Below are 21477 nucleotides of genomic sequence, written 5' to 3'. Positions count from 1 at the left end.
GGCAAGCTGTATGTGATGGGTCTGGGGTGGGGAGTGTCTCCACAGGTTGGTCTCGACGGAAGTGCGGAATACAACCCGATCGACGACAGTTGGAGAAAGCGGGCATCCCTGCCTACACCACGAGTACCCGGTGCGGTGAGTGCCGTGCGTAACAAGTGCTACGTGATAGGTGGAGCATCCAGCGGTGGCTTTGTACGCCCTCCAGCGCTATCGGTGGTGGAGGAGTACGATCCCGTGAAAAACACCTGGCGAACCAGAGCAGCTTTGCCTGAAGAAAGAGGAATGGCCGGAAGTGCTGTCGTTGGTCAGAAAATCTATGTGGTTGGCGGAGCCTCCAGAATTTTCTGGGATACGGAATCTACGGCTGCTATAGCAATCTACGACCCCTTCACTGATCAATGGTCAACCGGCGCTGATATGCCGACGCCAAGACTCGGCCTCGTGGGTGGTCGTGCGATGCGCGAATCGGCGGCACTGGATGTTACGGAAGAATACGTACCGTGATGGATTGATGCCTTGTATACGCCCTGGAAGACTGTATAGGTCGTTGACTTCCATTTCTGTCTGTTCCGGGGCTTTTTGCTCCCTACGCGCTACACGCTTTCGACTGTAAAAGCGGACTTTGCTGTCAACCCACTCGGGTTTACTCGCAAAGCCCGCTTTCAATCAGCCCTCGTAGGGCTTGCGTTCCGCCAGCAGGGCATCCTTGCACAGGAACTTGGTGGTCGACCAGCCGCCATCCAGGGCTATGGTCTGGCCGTTGATATAGCTGCCGCCCTCTGATGCGAGGAACAGCACCGTCGCAGCGACATCTTCCATCGTGCCGTCGCGGTTGAAGGGGGTCTGCTCCTGATTGCTGCGCTGGAAGGGCTCGGCGTCCCAGAATGCATCGGTCATCTCGGTGCGGATCACGCCCGGTGCCACCACGTTGCTGCGGATACCCTGGGCACCGTAGTCTGCCGCAAGTGCATGGGTCAGGCCGATCAGGCCCGCCTTGATGGCGCAGTAGATGCCGCCGGTCATGCCGCCGATGACGCCGAATACTGAGCCGATATTGATGATGGAGGAGCCGGGCTGCATCACCTTCACCGCCGCGCGGCAGAACCAGAAGGGGCCTTTGAGGCTGATGTCGATAACGTCGTTCATCATCTCGTCGGTAGTGTCACCCACCGGGGCCCAGATACCGGAACCGGCGTTGTTCACCAGGCAATCGAGCTTGCCGAAGACGTCCATGGCGCGTTGCACCGCGGCTTCGGAAGTCGACGGATCGGTGACGTCGCCCACGACCACTTCCACCCGGGCCTGGCCTTCGAGGTCGGCGGCGAGCGCTTGCAGGCGCTCCTTGCGCCGTGCGACGACCACCAGGTCGAAACCGTTGGCGGCCAGTTTGCGGGCGATGGCGTCGCCGATGCCCGAGCTGGCGCCGGTGACCAGGGCGACGGGTTTTTGCGAGGAATCCTGCATTGAAGTGTCTCCGTAATGGGTGGTTCGGGAATCCGCTGGCGGCAGCGGAATCACCGCGGGTTTATTGTTCGGGTCCGGGTGGCAAACTGCCGGACAGTGGCGGTCCCGCCGGGATTGCAAGTTATACGCAATCGCCCGGAACCGGGCAAGTTGGGCAGAAATGGCCGTCGGTAAATCCGCGGGGAGTTACGCGCGGAGTAAAGTGTTATTGCGTAAATCGCCGTGGGCCGGGGAGCAGGGATGGAATCGCCGAAGGTCGCGAGCCGTGCTTCCTGCGCGGGGCAACACTCCAGGCGCCCGGACCGAGGAAGGCAGCGTTCAATCCCGCTGGCTGTCGGGGCGGATTCTGGCGCCGGGCTACTGCCCCGGAAACGGATGCATCGAGGAATCGACGATATGCGCCCGGGCCCGCTGGCGGAACTGCTTGGGAGTGAGCCCGCTCCAGCGCTTGAAGGCGCGGCCGAAGCTGGACTGTTCCGCGTAGCCGAGCAGGGCGGCGATGTCGTCCAGCGAGACGTGTTCCAGCGCAAGGTAGCGCCGGGCTATCTCGTGCCGCTGGCGCTCCAGCAGGTCCGAGAACACCAGGTTTTCCTCCGCCAGGTGGGCCTGCAGGGTGCGCACGGACAGGCCGAGCTTGCGCGCGCAGTGCTCGATGGAGCAGTTCCCGGAGGCGAGGCTGCCGCGGATGTAGTCCTCCACCCGGTGGGAGAGCGAGACCCGGGCGGCGTTCTTCACCTGCTCCAGGTAGCCGCCGAGCAGCTTGAACACGGTGCGGTTGGCGCTGGCCACGGGCTTGTCGAGGATGGCGGAGGGGAAGGCGATGGCGTTTTCCGTCGGTGTGGCGTTGAAGCGGCAACCGAGGGTGCGCTCCAGTTCGGGGATGTCCTTTTGTCGGGCATCCACGGCCAGGTTGGCGTAGCTGGGACGGAAGTCGTCGCCGGCCACCAGGCGCAGCAGTTTCATGTCCAGCAGTACGGCCTGGTAGTTGGCCTGCTGGTTGATGCCGAGATCTGCGTTCACGCCCCAGCGAATTTCCGCGATCTTGTCACCTTCGATCAGTTCCAGCATGGTGGCGGGAGAGTGGATCACCGGGATGTAATCCATAAAGCTGGTCAGTGATTCGCGTACCGTGGAGGCCGAGCGGCACAGGGCGGCGACGCAGCCGAACACGTCGGGGTTCTGCAACTGGGCCAGCTGCAGGCCGAACAGTGAATCGTTGAATGTGCTGCTACAGTATTCAAACAGGTCGACGAAGGACTTGCAGTCCACGAAATGCTCGGGGTCCGACAGCATGGCCGGGTCGATATTGTGGCGCTCCAGCAGGGCCGTGGGGTCGGCGCCGAGACGGCGGATCAGGCCGGGGAATGCGTAGAGGTTGGCGACACGCATCTGCCCTTCAGCCGGGGTGGAGTCGAGCGGGCCCTCGATCCCAAAAAACACTTTCTCACCCATCGTTATGGTCTCCTTGCCGGGCAGGCAGGGGGCAATCTGAGGCTGTTAGCATGGTCAGTGCGGGGTTAACAGGTCCTCACGTCTGCATCAATTGTCGATACTAACACACGATTTGTCGGGTAAGAAACCAGAGGCCTGTGGCCTAATATGCCTCTTTGCCGGGCCTGAGGAGCAAACTGCCGGTCCCGACGTCCAATAATAAAGTGCGGTGTGGAGATATTTACCCGATGGCGGATATGGAATACCGGTACCTTGGTGCCTCAGGGCTGCAGGTCCCGGTGCTTAGCTTTGGTTCTGCCACCTTTGGTGGTCGCGGCGAGTTTTTCGCCGCCATGGGTAGTAGCGGGGTCGACGAGGCCCGGCGCATGGTGGATATCTGCCTGGAGGCGGGCGTCAATCTCTTCGATACCGCCGATGTCTATTCCGACGGGGCCAGCGAGGAAGTCCTGGGTGGCGCCATCAAGGGCCGCCGCGATCAGGTCCTGGTAACCACCAAGATGAGTCTCGCCCTCGGGCCGGGGCCCAACCAGTCCGGTTCTTCCCGCCTGCGCCTGCACCGCGGGGTCGAGGCCTCCCTCAGGCGCCTGGATACCGACTATATCGATGTCCTGCAGCTGCATGGCTTCGACGCCTTCACCCCGATAGAAGAGGTCCTCTCCACCATGGATGCGCTGGTGCGCGACGGCAAGGTCCGTTACGTGGGCGTGTCCAATTTCACCGGCTGGCAGTTGATGAAGTCCCTGGGTATCGCCGATCGCCACGGCTGGCCGCGCTATATCAGCCACCAGGTGCACTATTCGCTGCTGACCCGGGACTACGAGTGGGACCTGATGCCCCTGGCCCACGACCAGAACGTGGGTGCCATCGTCTGGAGCCCGCTGGCCTGGGGCCGGCTCGCCGGCAAGGTGCGGCGGGGACAGGCGGCGCCGGAGGGCAGTCGCCTGGACCAGGTGGCTCACTGGGGGCTGCCGGTGGACGAGGAGCAAATGTACAACGTGATCGACGTGCTGGATGAACTGGCTGAGGAGACCGGCAAGACCCTGGCGCAGATCTCACTGAACTGGTTGCTGCGCCGGCCGACAGTGGCCAGCGTGGTGATCGGCGCGCGCACCGAGGAGCAATTGCGCGACAACCTCGGCGCGGTGGGCTGGGAGCTCACGCCGGAGCAGGTCGAGCGGCTGGACGAGGCGAGCGCGACCCGCCCGCCCTATCCCTACCTGTCCTATTACATCGATCGCAGTTTCAAGCGCCTGAGCCCGCCGATGACGGTCGCGCGGGGGCGCAAGCGTGCATCCCGCTGAGGGTTTGCACCTAATGTCAAAAAGGCTACGCCAGATGTTGCCGTGGTGCCGCCCGGGCTGGTGTAAGGTTGCACCCGCATTCTGGGCGGACTCCGGAATCTCCGAGGGAGGAGTGTCACTATGTCATTTGAATTGAATCGCAAGCTCGCCGCACGGCGCGAACCACTTGCCACCAGCGCAAGCATCGACCCGGTGTCCGCGAGCATTATTCGCGGGGCGATGGAAACCGTGTCCTTCGAGGCGGCCACCTACCTGGGGCGCGCGGCGTCTTCAGCCATTATCAACCAGTCCAACGAGCGCAACGCCAGCATCGTCGATGCCCACGGACGCCTGGCGGGGTCCGCCATCGGCACGCCGCACCTCAGCTTTGTCAGCCAGTTCACCGTGCGCTACGGGCTGGAGCACTACGATGATTACGAGTGGGGGCCCGGCGACGTCTTCCTCGGCAACGACCCCGATGCCGGCGGTGGCCACCTGCCGGACTACAACGTCTACGCGCCGGTGTTCGATGCCAGCGGCGAACTGCTGATGGTGCAGTGCCTGCAGGCCCACCAGGGCGACACCGGGGGCAAGGACCCGGGCGGCTTCACCCTGGAAGCCACCGACATCTTTACCGAGGGGATGGCCTTCCCCAGCGTCAAGCTGGTGGAGCGCGGCAAGCTGCGCAAGGACCTGTTTGACATGGTGGTGCGCAATAACCGCTTTCCCTCGTTCGCCGGGGACCTCGCGGCGATGATCGGCGGCGTCCAGCACGCCGTGCGCCTGCTCGACAACCTGGTCGCCAAGTGGGGAGCGGACATGGTCCGCGCTGCGATCAACTACAACATCGAGCACACCGAGAAATGCGTGCGCGAGGTGGTTGCCAGTTGGCCTGACGGCACCTATGAGGCGGATGTATTTATCGATCACGATGCGATTGGCCAGAACAAGGACATCCGCGTGCACGTGGCCTGCAGGATCGTGGGCGACAAACTCACCGTGGACCTCACCGGTACCGACGACCGCCAGGAACTGGTCGGTGTCTGGAACACCTACGGCAACACGCTCAGCTATGTCATGACCCAGGTGGTTGCCGCCATGGACCCGGACATCGTGAAAAACGAGGGCTTTTTCAACGCGGTGGACATTATCGTGCCCGAGGGCTGCATCGCCCAGCCGCCGCCCAACAAGCCCGCCGCGCTGGGTTCCTTCCACCCAGCCTGCGAAATCACCGAGGCGGTCTGTGTGGCGCTCTCCGCCATCGTGCCGGAGCGCTCCGCGCCCCAGGTCTACAAGATGGGTATGCCCAACGCGGTGATCGGCCTCGACGAACTGGGCCGCATGTGGATGGACCAGGGCGTGGACTCGCGCACCCACGACGCCTCCGCCATCGAGGGCATGGACGGCTGGGGCTCCTGCCCGGCGGCCCTGGGCAACCTGCTGCTGTCGCAGGTGGAAGACGCGGAACCGCGTTTCCCGGTGCTCAACATCAGCCGGGAAATGACCCAGGATTCCGAGGGCGCGGGACGCTGGCGCGGCCAGCCCGGTAGCCTCAACGTGAAAAAGGTGCTGGCGCCGACCACGGCGATGGCCTGGATGGTGACCTACGAGCACCCGCTGCGCGGCATGTGCGGCGGCGACGACGCCAGCCCCTACACCAACTACTTCAAGGTGGGCACGCCGCAGGAGCACCGGGTGGAAGTGTCCGCCAGTGAAGTCCTGCCGGCGGAATCCGTTATCGCCTACCAGTACGGCGGTGGCGCCGGTTTCGAACTGGCGGTACAGCGCGACCCGGAAGCGGTGAAGGAAGACGTGCTGGACGAGATCGTCAGCGTCGAGCGGGCGCGACTGAAGTACGGTGTGGTGTTTACCGGCACCGTGGAAGAGTTTGACCTGGCCGTGGATGTCGCGGCGACCGCAGCACTGCGGGAAGAAATGGCTGCGGAACGCGCCGCCTAAGGAATCGGGGAAGAGTTGATGGCTTATCGAGTTGGGATTGATATCGGCGGGACATTCACCGATTTCGCGATGTTGAAAGGCGACGAAGTCGTCCTCTACAAGAACCTGAGTACGCCGGAAGATCGCTCCCTCGGGGTGATGAGCGGGCTGGAAAAGCTGGCGGAAATGGAGGGGCTCACCCTTGGCGACTTCATGGGCCAGTGCGACGCGATCGTGCACGGCACTACCGTCGCCGACAACACGCTGATCGAGATGAACGGGGCCCTCACCGGCCTGATCACCACCGAGGGTTTTCGCGACGAGATGGAATATCGCCGCGGCTACAAGGAGAACATCTGGGACGTGCGCCTGGCGCCGCCCAAGCAGATCACCCCGCGCCGCCGGCGCCTGACCGTGCCGGAGCGTATCCTGCATGACGGTTCCGTGCACAAAGCCCTCGACGAGGACGCCGTGCGCGCCGCCTGTCACCGGCTGAAAAAGCAGGGGGTGGAATCCGTGGCGATTTCCCTGCTGTTCTCCTTCGTCAACCCGGCCCACGAAAAACGGGTCGCGGAGATCGTTGCCGAGGAGATGCCCGATGTGCAGGTCTCCTGTTCCCACAAGGTACTGCCGCGGGCGCCGGAGTTCGACCGCACCAGCACGACGGTTGTGAACGCCTATGTCGCGCCGCGGGTGAACTCCTACCTGCAGCGCCTGGTCGACCGGGTGCGCGACGCCGGTTACCGCAACCAGCTGATGGTGATGCAGGCCAGCGGCGGCGTGATGACCCGCGAATACATCGAGGGCGCGCCGATTCGCGTGCTCGCCTCGGGCCCCGCCGGCGGCGTTATCGGCTCTGCCCACGTGGGTGTGGCCAAGGGCTTCAAGAACCTGCTTTGCGTGGACATGGGTGGCACCTCCTACGACATTTCCATGGTGCTCGACGGCGCCGCGCCCGCGGTCGCCGGCTGGAACATGCACCACCGCTACCTGGTCGGCGTGCCGATGGTGCAGGTGGAAACCCTCGGCGCCGGCGGCGGTTCCATCTGTCACGTGCACAACGGCATGGTCGAGGTCGGCCCCGCTTCCGCGGGCTCCGAGCCCGGCCCCATCTGCTACGGCCGCGGCGGCACCCAGCCGACCATCACCGACGCGCTGCTGATGCTGGGCATCCTCTCCGCCGACATGCAGTTCGCGGGTGGCAGTTTCTCCCTGACTAAAGACGGTGTTGTCGAAGCCTTCCAGGCGATCGGCGACGAGATGGGCTACAGCGCGGAAGACGCCGCCTTTGACTGCTTCCGCGTGGTCAATGCCAACATGTCGATGGGCGTGCGCCGCATCACCGCGGGCAAGGGTGTCGATCCGAAGGACATGTGCATGCTCGCCTACGGCGGCAACGGCGCGGCGTTTGCCGGCATCCAGGCCCAGGAACTGGGTATCGACAAGGTACTGGTGCCCAAGGCCTCCCCGACCTTCTCCGCACTCGGCACCCTGGTGGCGGACCCGAAGATCGACGAAGAGCGCTCCTACCTGATTCCCGCCGACCAGGCCGACCAGGAAAAGCTGCGCGCCCTGTGGAGCGAACTGGCCGAGCGCGCCAGCCGGTATTTCACCGACGCCAGTTTCCCCCAGGACAAGGTCACTTTCCGCTACCAGATGAACATGCGCTACCCTGGCCAGAACTGGGCGCTGAGCTTCGATATCGAGGTCAGCGAAGGCATGAGCGATATGGGCTTTATCGACGCCAACATCGGCCAGCGCGCGATCGAGGCATTCAACGCCCGTCACATGGAAGAGTACGGTCACATCCGCGAGCACGAAGTCCCGGAGATCACCGGGGTGCGCCTGGCGACCAGTGCCGCCACTGCCTCGCCGACAGTGGGTGTCGGTTTCACCGCGCCGAAACGTCCGGCGCCGGTCGCCAAGACCCGCCGCGCCAACCTCGGCCAGGGCTTCCAGGAGACCGCGATCATCTCCGGTCCCGAACTGGAGCCTGGCTTCGAGGTCACCGGGCCGGCGATTATTGAGGAAACCTTTACCACCATCGTGGTCTACCCCGGTTGGAAGGCGACGGTGGACGATTCCGGGGATTACGAACTCACCCGTATCCAGGAAGGCGCCTGAATGCGGATGACGGCGGACATGAATACGATGCACGAAGCGGGGAGAGCGGTATGTCGGCGCTGAGTGGCGTTAAGGTGCTGGAACTGGCGGAGAATGTTGCGGGCGAGTACTGCGGCAAGCTTCTGGCCGATTTCGGCGCCGAGGTGATCAAGCTGGAAAAACCCGGTTGCGGCAGCCCGACCCGCCGCATGGGGCCGTTTGCGCCGACCGGCGCCGACCCCGAGCGCAGCGGCCTGTTCGCCTACCTCAACACCAACAAGCATTCCGTTGAACTCGATGTCGAGAGCGAGTCCGGCAAGGCGGCTCTGGCCCTGCTGCTCGACAGGGTGGACGTGGTCATCGACGATCACCGCGCCGGCTGGCTGGCGACGGTTGGCCTCGATCCGGAAACACTGGATGCGCAGTGGCCCGCGCTGGTGCTGTGCTCCATAACACCCTTCGGCACCGACCTGCCGGAAGACCGGGTGTACGCCGAGGAACTCACTGTTTTCCACAGCAGTGGCTGGGGCTATCACACGCCCAGCGCCCCGGATATCAGCCTGCCGCCGCTCAACGCCGCCGGGCGTTTCCTGCCCAGCTACGAAGCGGCGATGGATGCCGCCGTGTGTATTGTCGCTGCGATGTACGAGCGCGACGAAAACCAGTTGGGCCGCTTTATCGATATCTCCATGCAGCAGGTGTTGACCTCCCGTTGCGACTACGTGGTCGCGCAGATGGTGGCCGGGGACATGCCGGTGGGCCAGGAGCGCAGCGCCTATGACCTCACCGGGCCCGCGGGCATTTTCCCCTGCCGCGAGGGCTACGCTTACATCTGGATGTCCACGCCGCAGCACTGGGCCGCCCTGCGCGAACTGCTGGACGATACCGGCTGGATGAACGAGTTCCCGGAGAACTGGCTGGAACGCGGCTGTACCCCGGAACGGGTCGCGTTGTGCCGCCAGCACGTTACCCGCTGGCTCGCCACCCAGGACAAGCACGAGGTTGCCGCCGCGGCGCAGAAAATCGGTCTGACGCTGGTGGCGGTGAACAACGGCCGCGACCTGCAGGAATCCCCGCAATACCAGTACCGCGAGTTTTTTGCGGAGGTGAATCACCCGGTGCAGGGCAGGGCGCTGTATCCCACCGTACCCTACCGGCTCAGTGAAACGCCGGCGAAGATCAATCGCCCGGCGCCGCTGCTGGGCGAACATTCCCTCGTTGAACTGGACCTGGTGAAGGAGGGCGCGGCATGAGCCTGAAACAACGCGGCGGCCCCCTGCAGGGCGTGCGGGTACTGGAACTGACCAAGGTCTGGGCCGGGCCCGCGGTGGGCAAGATGTTTGCCTACCTCGGCGCCGAAGTGATCCGGGTGGAAAGCGAGGGTTCCCTCGATGTTACCCGCACTTTCGGTGTGGATGACATCGACAACGCCCCGGGTTGGCAGTCGGTCAATCCGCAAAAACTCAGCGCCCAGGTGAACATGAAAAGCGAGGAGGGTATCCAGCTGATCCTCGACCTTGCGGCGAAGAGCGACGTGCTGGTGGAAAACCTGCGCCCCGGCGCCATCGGTCGCCTCGGCCTCGGTTACGAGCGCGTGCGCGAGGCCAATCCTGGTATCGTCTATGTCTCCATGGGCATGTGGGGCAGCGAGGGGCCGCTGAGCTACCAGACCGGTTATGCGCCCTGCTTCGCTGCACTTGGCGGTGTCAGCGCGCTGGTGGGCCACGAGCCGGGCGCGCCAGCCGGCATGAATACCCGCTACGCGGATTCCACCTTCGGTGCCGCCGCGAGCTACGCTGCGCTGGTGGCGCTGTTGCACAAGCGGCGTACCGGTGTCGGCCAGTTCATCGACGTCTCCGCGGTGGAGTGCATGAGCACCATGATCGGCGACAGTATCATGGATTACGCACTCAACGGCGTGGTGCAGGACTGCAACGGCAACCATCACCCGGATATGGCGCCCCACGGCGTCTACCCGGTGCGCAGCAGCGAGTGGGTGAGTATTGCCGTGCGCACCGATGCACAATGGGCCGCTCTCGCCGAGGCCATGGGCCGGCCGGAACTGGCACGGGATTCGCGCTTCGCGAGCCTGGCGCAGCGCAAGGCCAACGAAGCTGAGTTGGATGCGCTGATGGCACAGTGGACGGCATCGCTGAGCGCCATGGACATCGTTGCCAAGTTACAGAAACGCGGTATCGCGGTCGCCAAGAGCCAGAGCTCCCTCGACCTGGTGGCGGACCCGCACCTGTGGATGCGCGGTTTCTACCGCGACGTCGTCGATCATGCGGGGCGTTCCAAGACTACCCTGGGGCCGTCCTGGTCGATGTCCCGGGCGGCGGAAGCCCTGGACGCGGCGCCCGCGCTGGGCCAGCACAACGCCTATGTCTTCGGCGAACTGCTCGGGCTCTCAGAAGAAGAACAACAGCGGCTGGAAGCCGCTGGAATAACCCGCTGAGGCAAGACCCCGGCGGGAATTTGCACTGCACCAAAGGTGGATCAATCCGCATTTAATGCGGGGAATTCTCCACCCGAGGTGGATAGACTTGGCCGACCACAAAAAGATGGATGGACCCAGGCACAAGCCAGTGCTGGCTTAATTCGGGAATTACCCGAGCGGAGGCTTGATAATGTCGGAAACGCTTTTCGTACTGGATAAACGCAATTATCTCGATTGCCAGGACGCCTATCGGGGCGACAACCAGCAGGAATACTACCTCGGTGAGTACTCCATCGATTCGGGATCGGTCATCGATGTGCGGGCCGAGAAAAAGGCTGTGGGTTCGTGTTCTATCATCCACATCACCTCGAAGACCCGGCAGTCGTTCATGCGCTCCTGGTCGCATATACGTGAGGATGCCACGGACGTTATCGTCCTGTGGTTCGTCAAGCGCGGCCGCATGCGCATATCCCACCAGAGCGGTACCAGTGTGGCGGAGGCGGGTGATTTCGCCATCACCAAGTCGATGACGCCGTTTTCCATCGATTGCCAGACCGACGACGAATCGGTGCACGAAGTGCTGCACGTTATCGTCCCCGCGCATTTGCTGCGGCGCTTCATTCCGCAGGAAGTGAAGTCAGGCTTCGCGGTGCCGGGTACCGGCCGCGCGTTCAGTATTGCCGAGCGCATGCTCACCGACGTGTTTGCCGATGATGGCGAGCTTTCCGAGCACGTGCAGCAACTGCTGGTGGAGAGCGCACTGCAGGTGGTCGCCGAAGCGGTCAAGGATCGCGAGGACTGCACGCTGGTGCGCCAGTCACTGCCGGACAAGCGCCTGCAGGAAGTCCTGCGCTATATCGATATCCACCTTTCCGATCCCAGCCTGAGCACCGCGGCGGTGGCGGAGGCCTGTGGTATCTCCCAGCGCTACCTGTCGTTCCTGCTGAAACAGAACGGCACACCATTTTCTGACCTGGTCTGGGACAAACGGCTGAAGATCGCCAAGCGCTGGCTGGCTTCGTCACGGCCCAACGAGGTGTCGATTGCTGAAATCGCATTTCGCGTGGGCTTCAAGAGCCCGGCCCATTTCAGTCGCATGTTCAAACGGGTGAATGACCTGGGTCCGCGGGAGTACCGTGCAGCCTGCCTGGAAAACCAGGCCCTGCAAATGGAAAACCTGTCGGAAGTCAGCCGCGAGTACTATGCGGGTGGCGCCAGCAGCACACTGCAATAATAAAATAAATCCAACCTGGTGACAGGGAGGCAGTAGCAATGAGCAGTACAGGCGAAAATCCGCGGATGGACAGCTGTCCGATTGCGGGACATGCGGTCGACCTGAAGTCGGCCACTTTGCAGGACTCGGAATTACGCGCCCATCCCAACGAGTTCTACTGGACCATGCGCCATGAAGACCCGGTGCACTTCGACAAAGGCATCGGCATGTGGCTGGTGTCGCGATACGAGGACCTGCAAACAGTGCTGGCCGACCCGATTACCTACTCGTCCGAGGTAGGCTTTCTGGACAGCTATGCCAAGGGCTATTTCGACGAATTCAAGGAAATCCTGGAGCGCGACGGCGGAGGCTACTTCCCCGACGCGATCATGACCGACCCGCCCGAGCACACCCGGGTGCGCAAGCTCATGGAGCAGGCCTTCACCGCCCACCGGGTCAAACAGCTGGAGCCGGAAATCACCGCGGTGGTGTCGCGCCTGATCGACCGGTTCGCCGACCAGGGCCGCGCCGACGGGGTGCTCGATTTCGCGGTGCCGATGACCATCGAGATCATCTGCGCCCAGCTCGGCATAAAGGAATTCGACCCGGAAAAAATCCAGCGCTGGTCGCTGGCGGTCACCGCGCAGATCAGCCAGATGCAGGACCACGACGCCATGGTCAGGAATGCGCGGGACATCTGCGACCTGCAGAATTTCCTGATCGCGGAGATTCAAAAGCGCCAGGAAACTCCGCAGGACGACCTGCTCTCAGACCTGATTCACGCCAGGTCCGACGATGCGACCCACAACACGCTGACCTTCCGGGAGGTGGTTTCCCTGGCGCGGGCCCTGATGATCGCCGGCAACGAGACCACGGCGACGGCGCTCGGCAACCTGCTGTTCTTTTTCGCCACGCGGCCGGAGATGGCCCAGGCGATGTACGACAATCTCGACGACGATCGCTACTGCACGCGGTTTGTCGAGGAACTGCTGCGCCTGGAACCGCCGGTACGCGGACTGGCCCGCACCACGATCAGGGAAGTGGAACTGGGCGGGACAACCTTGCCGGCGGGGGCACATATGCTGTTGCTCTACGCCTCGGCCAACGACGATGAAACCGTCTTCGAGTGCCCGCGCAAGTTTGATATGACCCGCAGGAACCTCGGGCGACAGCTGGCCTTCGGCGGCGGGGTGCACCGCTGTGTGGGGTTGTCGCTGGCGCGCATGGAGGTGAAGGTCGCGGCGAGGGAGTTCGTTCGCCGCCTCAGGGATATCAGGCTGGATATGCCAGTCGAAGATGTGCGTTACCTGCCGACGGTGGCGACGCGCTCGATCGAGCGCCTGCCGCTGACCTTCAGCAAACGCTAGGCGCCTGGGCGTTTTACGCCCGGCGCCACGAAGGATTACAGGGTTGCTTGCTCCGGGGAGTGAGCGGCTTTTTGTCGTTTCCGGTCAAGGAAAACCAGACGGCGGAAATTTCGCGACAGGGGTTCTGTGTATTGGAGTCACAGACTGACACTAACGTATAATTCCCATCCGGCAGTACCCGTATTACTCGCAAGCACTAAACACAACAACGAGGATTACAACAATGAAACGACTCGCAAGAAACAGACGTCTCCCGTTGCTCCCACAAGCCGGTTTGTCCTGCAGTCTGCTGGCGCTCGGCAGCCTCGCACTGCCGGGTGTGGCGATCGCCCAGGATAGCGGCGCGATGGACGGCGGGGCACTGGAAGAAGTGGTGGTTACCGCACGGCGCCGCAGTGAGGGCCTGTCCCGCGTGCCGATCTCGGTCAGCGCGATCAACTCCCAGCAGATGCTCGAGCGCAATGTCTTCACCGACGCCGACCTGCAATCCGCAGTACCGGGCCTGACCATCCGGCAGACCCAGGGCAATAACTCGCTGACCTACTCCATTCGCGGCCAGTCGGCGGACACCTTCAGCGGTTCGCCCTCGGCGGTGGTGGCCTATTTCAATGAAGTCCCGCTGACCATCAGCGGCGCCTCCACCTTTTACGACCTCGACTCCATCCAGGTACTGAAGGGCCCCCAGGGTACCCTGTTCGGGCGCAACACCACGGGTGGCGCGGTGCTCTATACCTCCGCCAAGCCCACCGATGAGTTCGAGGGCAAGGTCACCGTGCGCGTCGGCAACTACGACCTGCGCGAAGTCGAAGGCATGATCAACATCCCGATCACCGACAGCATCCTGTTGCGCGGCGCCTTCGACACCCTGGACCGCGATGGCTATATCGACAACATCCTTACCGGCGACCAGCTCGGCGAGCTGGAACGCGACAGCGGTCGTGTGTCCCTGACCTTCAGCCCCGGCGACAAATTCGACAACACCACAGTATTCGCCTACTCGGATGTCGGCGGCACCAACACCGGCGCCTCCTATACGTACAGCGTCTACGAGTGCGGCCAGACCAATAACGGTTTCGCGCTGAACTGCGCCGCCGGCTCCCTGTACGGGCCGGTCATGGACCAGACCTTCCAGTTCCCCGGCGCCTGGGATATCTACCTCTCCGCGCACCCGGAGGCCTACGCGCCCGGTATCGTCGCCTACGTGGAAGAGCAGAAACGCCTGGGCTACTACAAGACCCAGCACCCCTGGAGTGCGGATCACGACGGCAAGGACTGGATCGTGACCAACCACACCACCTACGAGATCAGCGACAACCTGCAGATCAAGAATATCTTCGGCGCCTCCAACGCCAAGACCGATTCCACCCAGCCCCAGCTCGGCGCGCCCTTCATTACGATCCTCACGGCGAATGTAGTGACGGGCGTCAGCGGCAACGAGACCGAGGTGGATTCAATCTCCGACGAAATCCAGCTTAACGGCAACGCCTTTGGCGACAAGCTGACCTATGTCGCTGGCCTGTATTACCAGAACCAGGAAACCGAAACCCTGTGGCCGCAGACCTACTTCGACCTGACGCCGCTGGCGCCGCCGGTCACCGCCACCAACGCCTTCCGCATTACCACGGAAACCATGGCGGCGTATTTCCAGGCTGACTACAGCCTGACTGATGCGCTCAGCCTGACTGCCGGTGCCCGCTATACCTCCGAGGATGTGGAAATCGAACATCTCGCGGGCGGCGACGCCTTCGGTTACCCGAAACAGGACGAGACTTTCGATGAGCCGTCCTGGGAGCTGGGCCTGAGCTACGCCCTCACCGACGACCTGTTCTCCTACATCAAGTACCGCGGCAGCTTCCGCAGCGGCGGCTTCAACGGTTCCGCCTTCCCGCCCATGGACGGTCTCGCCACCGAGGGCGGCAACCTGTTCGATGTCGAAACCGTGGAAGACGTGGAGGCCGGCCTGAAGTTCCGCGGCACGCTGGGCGATATGCCCGCCACCATGAACCTGGCGGTCTACCAGATGTGGGTCGAGGACGTACAGCGCATCGAGTTCCCCGATCCGGACGGCCCCGGCGGCCTCGCCTCCATCGCGGTCACCGCCAACGTGCCGGAGATGGAAGTGAAGGGCGTGGAACTGGATGCCAGCATCGGCGCCACCGACTGGCTGGAGCTGGGTGTTTCCGGCGCCTATACCGACGCGGAGTTCACCGATGGCGACGTGCGCCTGTTTGGTGTCGACTACAGCTACAGCCCAGTGGCCAACACGCCGGAGTATGCCGGTACCCTGTGGGGCCGCATCGATTTCACCGCCGACGGCAATGCGGGTGATATCAGCCTCTACGCGGAAATCTACGCGCAGGATGACATGTGGTTCTCCAACACCGGCGACTCCATCGGACCCGACACCGAGATCGACGGCTACGAGCTGGTCAACGCCCGCCTCGAGTGGAAAGGCATCATGGGTTCCGGCCTCGGCGCCGCCCTGATCGGCCGCAACCTGACGGACGAGGAGCACTTTGTCGGCGGTATGCCACTGGGCGCCTCGCTGGGCCACAACGCGACGGTCGTCGGTGCACCGCGTATGTACGCGATGGAACTGAGTTACCAGTTCTGATCGGCGACCACGACCGGGCCCCTTGGACCCGGTCGTGTTTTATCAACTTTGGATAGCAGGCCCCCGGTACGTGAGATTCCGGGCGGAGAAAGGGAAGTTATGAGTACAGTTACTGTCACACTGGTGCAGGTGGATGGCCAGGAAGTCGTTATCGACGACGCCCCGCTCGGCGAATCCCTGATGGAGGTCGCGCGCTCCCGCGGTGTCGATGGCATTCTCGGCGATTGCGGTGGCGGCTGCGCCTGTGCGACCTGCCATGTCTACGTCGATCCGGCCTGGGAAGATGCCGTGGGCAAGCCCGACGAGATCGAGGAAATGACCCTGGACATGGTCTCCCACGTCACCAGGGACAACAGCCGGCTGAGCTGCCAGATCAGGATTTCCCCGGACCTCGACGGGTTGCGGGTGACGGTAGCCCCCAGCGACTGAAGTAACGCCAAACAACAGGAAAGCCCAATAGCGGAGTAATTGATGAGCAATAAAGAAGTGTATGACGTGATCGTTGTCGGCTCCGGTTCCGCCGGTGCCATGGCCGCGCTGCGGGCGGCGGACCTCGGTCTTTCCGTGCTGGTCGTGGAGAAAGCCCACAAGTTTGGCGGCACCTCCGCCACCTCCGGCGGTGTGATGTGGATTCCCAACCACCAGCTGGAAGCCAATGGCGACAGCCGCGAGGAAGTGGAGACCTACCTCGACAGCCTGATTGAAGTGCCGATCCAGAAGGACCGCCTGGCGGCATTCCTCGACAAGGCGCCGGAGATGGCGAAGTTCCTCAAGGGCATGGGCGTGCCCCTGTTCGTCGCCGCCTGGCCAGACTACTTCCACAGCCTGCCCGGCGCTCGCGCCGACCGCTCCATCGTCTGCGACACCTTCGATGGCCGCGACCTGGGCGACCGCTTTCCCTTCATGCGCGAGCAGTACAACCGCTTCAAGGTGCTCGGCCGCTATGCCATCGACCTGCCGCAGTTCTTCGCCATTTCTACCCAGTCGCCAGGCTGGATCAAGGTTTTCCTGAAAATGGCCTGGACCTACTGGAGCGATCTCTCCACCCGCCTGATCGGCAAGCGCGATCGTCGCTTTACCCAGGGCGGGGCGCTGATGGGCTATGTATTCAAGCAGCTTTTCGATCGCGGCGTGGAAATCCGCCTGGAAACGAAACTGGACGAACTGGTGATGACCGGCGGTGAAGTGAAGGGTGTGAAAGTCAGCAACTTCGGCCGCTGTTATGAAATCGAGGCGCGCCACGGCGTGGTGCTGGCCGCCGGTGGTTTCGAGTGGAACCAGGAACTGCGCGACCGCTACCTGCCGGTGCCCGGCCTGACCCGCCACAGCAGTACTCCGGAAGATGCCAACCGCGGCGAGGCCCTGCTGGCCGGCGTGCAGGTCGGCGCCGCCACCGAGCACACCGACGACGCCTGGTGGATGCCCACCATGCACCTGCCGATGCCGAAAGCCTCCAACTTCGAGGAAATTCATCAGGCGGCCTTCGACGTGGGCCGTCCCCACAGCGTCTGCGTGAACCGGCTCGGCGTGCGTTTCGTCAACGAGGCCTGCGGCTATGACGAATTCGGCTGCGCCATGGTGGCGGATCACCTGGCGACCGGGGCGAACAACCCCTGCTGGCTGGTGTTCGACGCCAAGTTCCGCAAGAAATGGACCGCCGGCGGCCTGCTGCCGAGCATCATCATGCCCGACTGCAGCATCCCGGTGGACTGGTGGGACCACTACATCTTCAAGGCCGACAGCATCGACGCGCTGGCCGCCAAGATCAATATCCCGGTGCAGGCCCTGCGCCAGACCGTCAACAACATGAACCAGTACGCCCGCAGCGGGACCGATGAGGAGTTCGGCCGCGGCGGCAACGACTACGACCGCATGTTCGGCGACGCCAACATCGCGCCCAATCCCTGCCTCGGGTCGATCGACAAGGCCCCGTACTACGCGGTGCCGATCAACGCCGGCGACCTCGGTACCAAGGGCGGCCTCAAGGCGGACGCCAGCGCCCGGGTACTGGATGGCAAGGACCAGCCGATAGTCGGCCTCTACGCCGCCGGCAACAACTCCGGTACACCTTTCGGTAACCGTTACCCCGGTGCTGGGGGTACAATCGGCCCCGCGATGACCTTTGGTTATGTGGCGGCGGAAGACATCGCCGTGCGCGCCGGCAAACTGCAGGCGCCGGAAGCCGCCGAATAGCGTGTAGAGGAACCCGATGGCAAAGCAGTTACCCCAGTACGAGACCCTCGCCCTGACCCGCGAGGGCCGGCGGCTGACGATCACCATGAACATGCCCGAGTCGATGAACGCAGTGAACGCGCTCATGCACGAGGAGCTGGCGGAAGTATTTACCGTGGCCGCTATGGACGAGGGCTCGGACGTGATCGTGCTGACCGGCGCCGGCAAGGCGTTCTCCGCGGGCGGTAACCTCGACCACCTCGCCAACAACGCGGCCAACCCGCACCTGTTCGAGAAGGACCTGCAGCAGGCCAAGCGCATCCTCGGCGCCATCCTCGACCTGGAAAAGCCGCTGATCTGCCGCATGAACGGCCACGCGGTGGGCCTCGGCGCCACCCTGGCCCTGTTCTGCGACATCATCTACGCCAGCGAGAAAGCGAAGATCGGCGACCCCCACGTGGCCCTCGGCCTGGTGGCCGGCGACGGCGGGGCGCTGATCTGGCCCCAGCGCATCGGCCTCACCCTGGCCAAGGAGTTCCTGCTCACCGGTGAACTGCTCAGCGCCCAGCGCGCGGCGGAGATCGGCCTGGTCAACAAGTGCCTGCCCGCCGAGGAACTCGACGCCGCCGTCGACGCGCTGTGTGAGAAGCTCCTGAACGGCGCCCAGAACGCGATCCGCTGGACCAAGGTGCTGACCAACATGGAACTCAAGCGCATGGCCAGCAGCGTGCTGGAGGCCGGTATCGCCTACGAGGCGGTGTCGGTGCGCACCCCGGATCACCAGGAGGGGGTGAAGGCGCTGCAGGAGAAGCGGGCGCCGGTGTTTCCCAGCAGCCGGAAATCCTGAGCCCTGATCCTTTCGCGGTGAGGGGGGCGCCGGGTCCGGCCGGACCCGCTGCCTCTCTCCCTGTTCAGGGGTTGGATTTCTTGACGAACTCCGACTTCAGCATCATCGCTCCGGCCTTGTCGACCCGGCAATCGATATTGTGATCGCCGTCGACGATCCGGTTGATCCGGATTTTCGTGCCCACTTTCAGCACGGTCGAGGTGCCCTTGACCTTGAGGTCCTTGATCAGCGTCGCGTTGTCGCCTTCGACAAGGTCGTTGCCGTTGGCATCCTTGACCGTGGCGACAGCGTCGCCTTGTTCCGTGCCGGCCTGCCATTCGTGGCCGCACTCCGGGCAGACCAGCTGGTCGCGGTCCTCATAGGTGAATGTCGACTGGCATTGGGGGCAGGGGGGATAGCCGCTCATAGCTGGTTCCTTTTTCCGGGATTAAAAAATAACAGTGAAGTCTTTCAGCCCAATCGCGCGGATGAGTTGCGCCAGTGCGTTGAGGTCATCCGTCGAGATCGGGCTGTCGTCGTTATCGGCGAGGATAAACGACTTGTAGTGGGCGTCGCGCAGCATCACGAACCATTCCGTCGGCAGCGATGGATTGACCATGACCTGGGCTTCCTTCCATGCGCCCTGTGCGCCGAGATCGATTGCGTTATCCAGTTTCATGGGGCTTTTGGGTCTCCTCCAGGTTATCGAGTGCATCTGCCAGGGTGGGATGTGAGAGGTCCAGTGGTCCGCGGTTTTCGTCGCGGGCCCTGGCCAGTGTCTTCAGGGGCTGGAACTGCCAGTCGGAAAAGCGGATGGAAACCCCCTGTCGTTCACAGTGGGTGAGCAGCTTTTCTATTGCCGCGAGTCCGCCCGCATCGAGATAGGCGCTGTAGCGCATGTGCAGGACGAGGCCCCGGGCGCCCTCTGTACGCTGCACCAGTTCACCGAGAATGCGATCCGCGGCGGCGAAAAACAGCGGGCCGTTGACCTTGAATACACGCCAGTTGGCGGGCGGGGGGCGGGGCAGCAGCTCGCGGTTATCGGTTATCTCCACCACCTGGGTGAGGGTGGCGATTTCCTTCATGAACAGTACTGACGCCAGCAGGATACCGGCGGTGATGGCGATCACCATGTCGAACAGGACCGTCAGTGAAAGACAGGTGAGCAATACCGCGACGTCGCTGGCCGGAGACTTGCGGACCAGGCGGACAATTTTGTCGGCTTCGCTCATCTGCCAGGCCACCACCATCAGCATCGCCGCCATGGCCGGCATTGGCACGAAGGCCAGCGTGCCGGCGAACACCAGCAAGCCGGATAATACGACAACAGAGTGGATGAGGGCCGCCAGCGGAGAAACCGCCCCGGCGCGGAAGTTGGAGGCCGAGCGCGCGAGCGCTGCGGTCGCGGTAATCCCGCCGAAAAACGGTGTCACCACGTTGGCCAGCCCCTGCGCCAGCAGTTCGCTGTTGGCGCTGTGGCGCTTGCCCGACATACCGTCCAGGACCACCGCGCAGAGCAGCGATTCGATGGCCCCCAGCACAGCAATGGCAAAGGCCGCCGGCAGCAGTTCTGAAAACAGCGCGAAGGACAGTTGCAGGGGCTCCCCGCCTGCGCCGGGATGGCGCCACGGCCAGTCGAGCTCCGGCAGGAAGGGCGGAATCCCGCCGGCTGTAGTGCCGTCGGCCAGCAGGTAGTGGAAGCGCGAGCCGATGGTGTCCACTTCATTGCCAAAGTGCGCCAGGACGATACCCAGCACGGAGGACAGCACCAGTGCCGGCAGGTGAGGCGGAACCGGCGTGCGCAGTCGAGGCCAGGCCAGCATTAGCGCAAGGGTAAACAGTGCCAGACCGGTGCTCGCGAGATCGAACCGGTGCAGGTTGCCGGCAATCGCGGCCAGTTTGCCGATGAAGTCATCGGGCATCCCGGTGATGGCGAGCCCGGTGAAGTCGGGGACCTGCAATACCGCGATGACGATCGCGATACCACCGGTAAAGCCCAGGGTTACCGATGCGGGGATGTACTCGATGAAGCGGCCGAGCCGGGCATAGGCCATGGCCATGAGGATGGCGCCGGCCATGAGGGAGGCCAGCAGCAGGCCGCCGAGCCCGTACTTCGCGGTCAGCGGCTGCAGGATAACCACGAAAGCCGCGGTCGGCCCGGAAATGCTGAACCGGCTGCCACCGGCCAGCGCGATAATCGCCCCGGCGATTATCGCTGTATACAGGCCGTGCTGTGGTGCCACGCCGCTGGCAATCGCCAGGGCCATTGCCAGGGGGATTGCGATCACCCCGACGGTGACTCCGGCCAGCAGGTCCCTGCGCAGGTCGCTGCGGCCGTAGCCCTCTGCCAGTACCTCGCGCAGCGCATGCCCCGGGCGCAGTGAGATCAGGTGTTTACGCTGGGGCATTGTGGGAATCCGCGCTCCAATTCAGGGGTGTATGGGCAGGCCTTGCCTGCTGCCTGTATCCGGCGCTACCAGCTGCGTGGGGCCGCCGTACCGGTGCCTGGCTCAGGGGGGGCCGGTGTGTGTTGTATTATAATACAATTAACATTAAATTGGATTTCAGGCTGGATGCCAGGAATTCGATGCAGCCAGCTGGCAGCCCGGAG

General features: G+C 63.5%; 17 protein-coding genes. 12 read left to right on the top strand and 5 right to left on the bottom strand.

Features of this window, described 5'->3' with window-relative positions:
• Positions 1 to 15: 15 nt before the first annotated feature.
• Positions 16 to 504, top strand: a complete 489-nt coding sequence (locus ACNKU3_RS09770; RefSeq protein WP_418259417.1) for a Kelch repeat-containing protein — start codon at positions 16 to 18, stop codon at positions 502 to 504.
• 162 nt (positions 505 to 666) lie between these two features.
• On the opposite strand, the gene ACNKU3_RS09765 is transcribed toward ACNKU3_RS09770, so the two are convergent.
• A complete protein-coding gene (locus tag ACNKU3_RS09765; RefSeq protein WP_418259265.1) occupies positions 667 to 1464 on the bottom strand; it encodes an SDR family NAD(P)-dependent oxidoreductase in 798 nt (265 codons plus the stop codon).
• A gap of 357 nt (positions 1465 to 1821) precedes the next feature.
• On the bottom strand, positions 1822 to 2916 hold the full coding sequence (locus ACNKU3_RS09760; RefSeq protein ID WP_418259264.1) for an AraC family transcriptional regulator ligand-binding domain-containing protein: 1095 nt from the start codon (positions 2914 to 2916) through the stop codon (positions 1822 to 1824).
• A 227-nt stretch (positions 2917 to 3143) separates the two neighbouring features.
• Between ACNKU3_RS09760 and ACNKU3_RS09755 the strand changes: the two genes are divergently transcribed.
• The 11 genes from ACNKU3_RS09755 to ACNKU3_RS09705 all read left to right on the top strand — a co-directional run bounded on the left by ACNKU3_RS09755 (position 3144) and on the right by ACNKU3_RS09705 (position 18887).
• Positions 3144 to 4217, top strand: a complete 1074-nt coding sequence (locus ACNKU3_RS09755) for an aldo/keto reductase (protein WP_418259263.1) — start codon at positions 3144 to 3146, stop codon at positions 4215 to 4217.
• 120 nt (positions 4218 to 4337) lie between these two features.
• Positions 4338 to 6155, top strand: a complete 1818-nt coding sequence (locus tag ACNKU3_RS09750) for a hydantoinase B/oxoprolinase family protein (RefSeq protein ID WP_418259262.1) — start codon at positions 4338 to 4340, stop codon at positions 6153 to 6155.
• Between the two features lie 18 nt (positions 6156 to 6173).
• Complete coding sequence (locus ACNKU3_RS09745; protein ID WP_418259261.1) at positions 6174 to 8258, top strand: hydantoinase/oxoprolinase family protein; 2085 nt, start codon at positions 6174 to 6176, stop codon at positions 8256 to 8258.
• Between the two features lie 50 nt (positions 8259 to 8308).
• Positions 8309 to 9490 (top strand): CaiB/BaiF CoA transferase family protein, encoded by a 1182-nt coding sequence (locus ACNKU3_RS09740; protein WP_418259260.1) that lies wholly within the window; start codon positions 8309 to 8311, stop codon positions 9488 to 9490.
• A complete protein-coding gene (locus ACNKU3_RS09735) occupies positions 9487 to 10692 on the top strand; it encodes a CaiB/BaiF CoA transferase family protein (RefSeq protein WP_418259259.1) in 1206 nt (401 codons plus the stop codon). The genes ACNKU3_RS09740 and ACNKU3_RS09735 overlap by 4 nt, the downstream gene beginning before the upstream one ends.
• A 172-nt stretch (positions 10693 to 10864) precedes the next feature.
• Complete coding sequence (locus ACNKU3_RS09730; RefSeq protein ID WP_418259258.1) at positions 10865 to 11908, top strand: AraC family transcriptional regulator; 1044 nt, start codon at positions 10865 to 10867, stop codon at positions 11906 to 11908.
• 38 nt (positions 11909 to 11946) lie between these two features.
• Positions 11947 to 13254: a cytochrome P450 gene (locus ACNKU3_RS09725; protein ID WP_418259257.1), complete on the top strand. Its 1308-nt coding sequence runs from the start codon at positions 11947 to 11949 to the stop codon at positions 13252 to 13254.
• A gap of 274 nt (positions 13255 to 13528) precedes the next feature.
• Entirely contained in the window at positions 13529 to 15868 is a 2340-nt protein-coding gene (locus ACNKU3_RS09720) for a TonB-dependent receptor (RefSeq protein ID WP_418259256.1), read from the top strand.
• Between the two features lie 99 nt (positions 15869 to 15967).
• Positions 15968 to 16297 (top strand): 2Fe-2S iron-sulfur cluster-binding protein, encoded by a 330-nt coding sequence (locus ACNKU3_RS09715; protein ID WP_418259255.1) that lies wholly within the window; start codon positions 15968 to 15970, stop codon positions 16295 to 16297.
• A 42-nt stretch (positions 16298 to 16339) separates the two neighbouring features.
• Positions 16340 to 18061, top strand: a complete 1722-nt coding sequence (locus ACNKU3_RS09710) for an FAD-dependent oxidoreductase (RefSeq protein ID WP_418259254.1) — start codon at positions 16340 to 16342, stop codon at positions 18059 to 18061.
• A 16-nt stretch (positions 18062 to 18077) separates the two neighbouring features.
• Positions 18078 to 18887, top strand: a complete 810-nt coding sequence (locus tag ACNKU3_RS09705) for an enoyl-CoA hydratase/isomerase family protein (RefSeq protein ID WP_418259253.1) — start codon at positions 18078 to 18080, stop codon at positions 18885 to 18887.
• A 64-nt stretch (positions 18888 to 18951) separates the two neighbouring features.
• Here the strand turns inward: ACNKU3_RS09705 and ACNKU3_RS09700 are convergent, their stop codons facing one another.
• From ACNKU3_RS09700 to dauA, 3 genes are read right to left on the bottom strand one after another with little or no spacing between them, the layout of a single operon-like run.
• Positions 18952 to 19293 carry a zinc ribbon domain-containing protein YjdM gene (locus ACNKU3_RS09700; RefSeq protein ID WP_418259252.1) on the bottom strand — a complete coding sequence of 114 codons (342 nt, stop codon included), beginning with the start codon at positions 19291 to 19293 and terminating at the stop codon, positions 18952 to 18954.
• 21 nt (positions 19294 to 19314) lie between these two features.
• The gene (locus tag ACNKU3_RS09695) at positions 19315 to 19545 is read right to left on the bottom strand and encodes a hypothetical protein (RefSeq protein WP_418259251.1); all 231 of its coding nucleotides are present in this window, start codon (positions 19543 to 19545) and stop codon (positions 19315 to 19317) included.
• Entirely contained in the window at positions 19532 to 21274 is a 1743-nt protein-coding gene (dauA, locus tag ACNKU3_RS09690) for a C4-dicarboxylic acid transporter DauA (protein WP_418259250.1), read from the bottom strand. The genes ACNKU3_RS09695 and dauA overlap by 14 nt, the downstream gene beginning before the upstream one ends.
• Positions 21275 to 21477: the final 203 nt, after the last annotated feature.

Source organism: Haliea sp. E17 (genome assembly GCF_048323675.1).
Lineage (GTDB): Bacteria > Pseudomonadota > Gammaproteobacteria > Pseudomonadales > Halieaceae > Mangrovimicrobium.
Note: the sequence above shows the minus strand (reverse complement) of the source record. Positions and strands in the feature narration are given on the sequence as shown.

Coding starts and splice junctions, on each gene's coding strand:
- ACNKU3_RS09765 (WP_418259265.1), bottom strand. CDS start 1,464: ATGCAGGATTCCTCGCAAAAACCCGTCGCCCTGGTCACCGGCGCCAGC.
- ACNKU3_RS09730 (WP_418259258.1), top strand. CDS start 10,865: ATGTCGGAAACGCTTTTCGTACTGGATAAACGCAATTATCTCGATTGC.
- ACNKU3_RS09755 (WP_418259263.1), top strand. CDS start 3,144: ATGGCGGATATGGAATACCGGTACCTTGGTGCCTCAGGGCTGCAGGTC.
- ACNKU3_RS09710 (WP_418259254.1), top strand. CDS start 16,340: ATGAGCAATAAAGAAGTGTATGACGTGATCGTTGTCGGCTCCGGTTCC.
- ACNKU3_RS09715 (WP_418259255.1), top strand. CDS start 15,968: ATGAGTACAGTTACTGTCACACTGGTGCAGGTGGATGGCCAGGAAGTC.
- ACNKU3_RS09750 (WP_418259262.1), top strand. CDS start 4,338: ATGTCATTTGAATTGAATCGCAAGCTCGCCGCACGGCGCGAACCACTT.
- ACNKU3_RS09725 (WP_418259257.1), top strand. CDS start 11,947: ATGAGCAGTACAGGCGAAAATCCGCGGATGGACAGCTGTCCGATTGCG.
- ACNKU3_RS09760 (WP_418259264.1), bottom strand. CDS start 2,916: ATGGGTGAGAAAGTGTTTTTTGGGATCGAGGGCCCGCTCGACTCCACC.
- ACNKU3_RS09705 (WP_418259253.1), top strand. CDS start 18,078: ATGGCAAAGCAGTTACCCCAGTACGAGACCCTCGCCCTGACCCGCGAG.
- ACNKU3_RS09770 (WP_418259417.1), top strand. CDS start 16: ATGGGTCTGGGGTGGGGAGTGTCTCCACAGGTTGGTCTCGACGGAAGT.
- ACNKU3_RS09735 (WP_418259259.1), top strand. CDS start 9,487: ATGAGCCTGAAACAACGCGGCGGCCCCCTGCAGGGCGTGCGGGTACTG.
- ACNKU3_RS09695 (WP_418259251.1), bottom strand. CDS start 19,545: ATGAAACTGGATAACGCAATCGATCTCGGCGCACAGGGCGCATGGAAG.
- ACNKU3_RS09700 (WP_418259252.1), bottom strand. CDS start 19,293: ATGAGCGGCTATCCCCCCTGCCCCCAATGCCAGTCGACATTCACCTAT.
- dauA (WP_418259250.1), bottom strand. CDS start 21,274: ATGCCCCAGCGTAAACACCTGATCTCACTGCGCCCGGGGCATGCGCTG.
- ACNKU3_RS09740 (WP_418259260.1), top strand. CDS start 8,309: ATGTCGGCGCTGAGTGGCGTTAAGGTGCTGGAACTGGCGGAGAATGTT.
- ACNKU3_RS09745 (WP_418259261.1), top strand. CDS start 6,174: ATGGCTTATCGAGTTGGGATTGATATCGGCGGGACATTCACCGATTTC.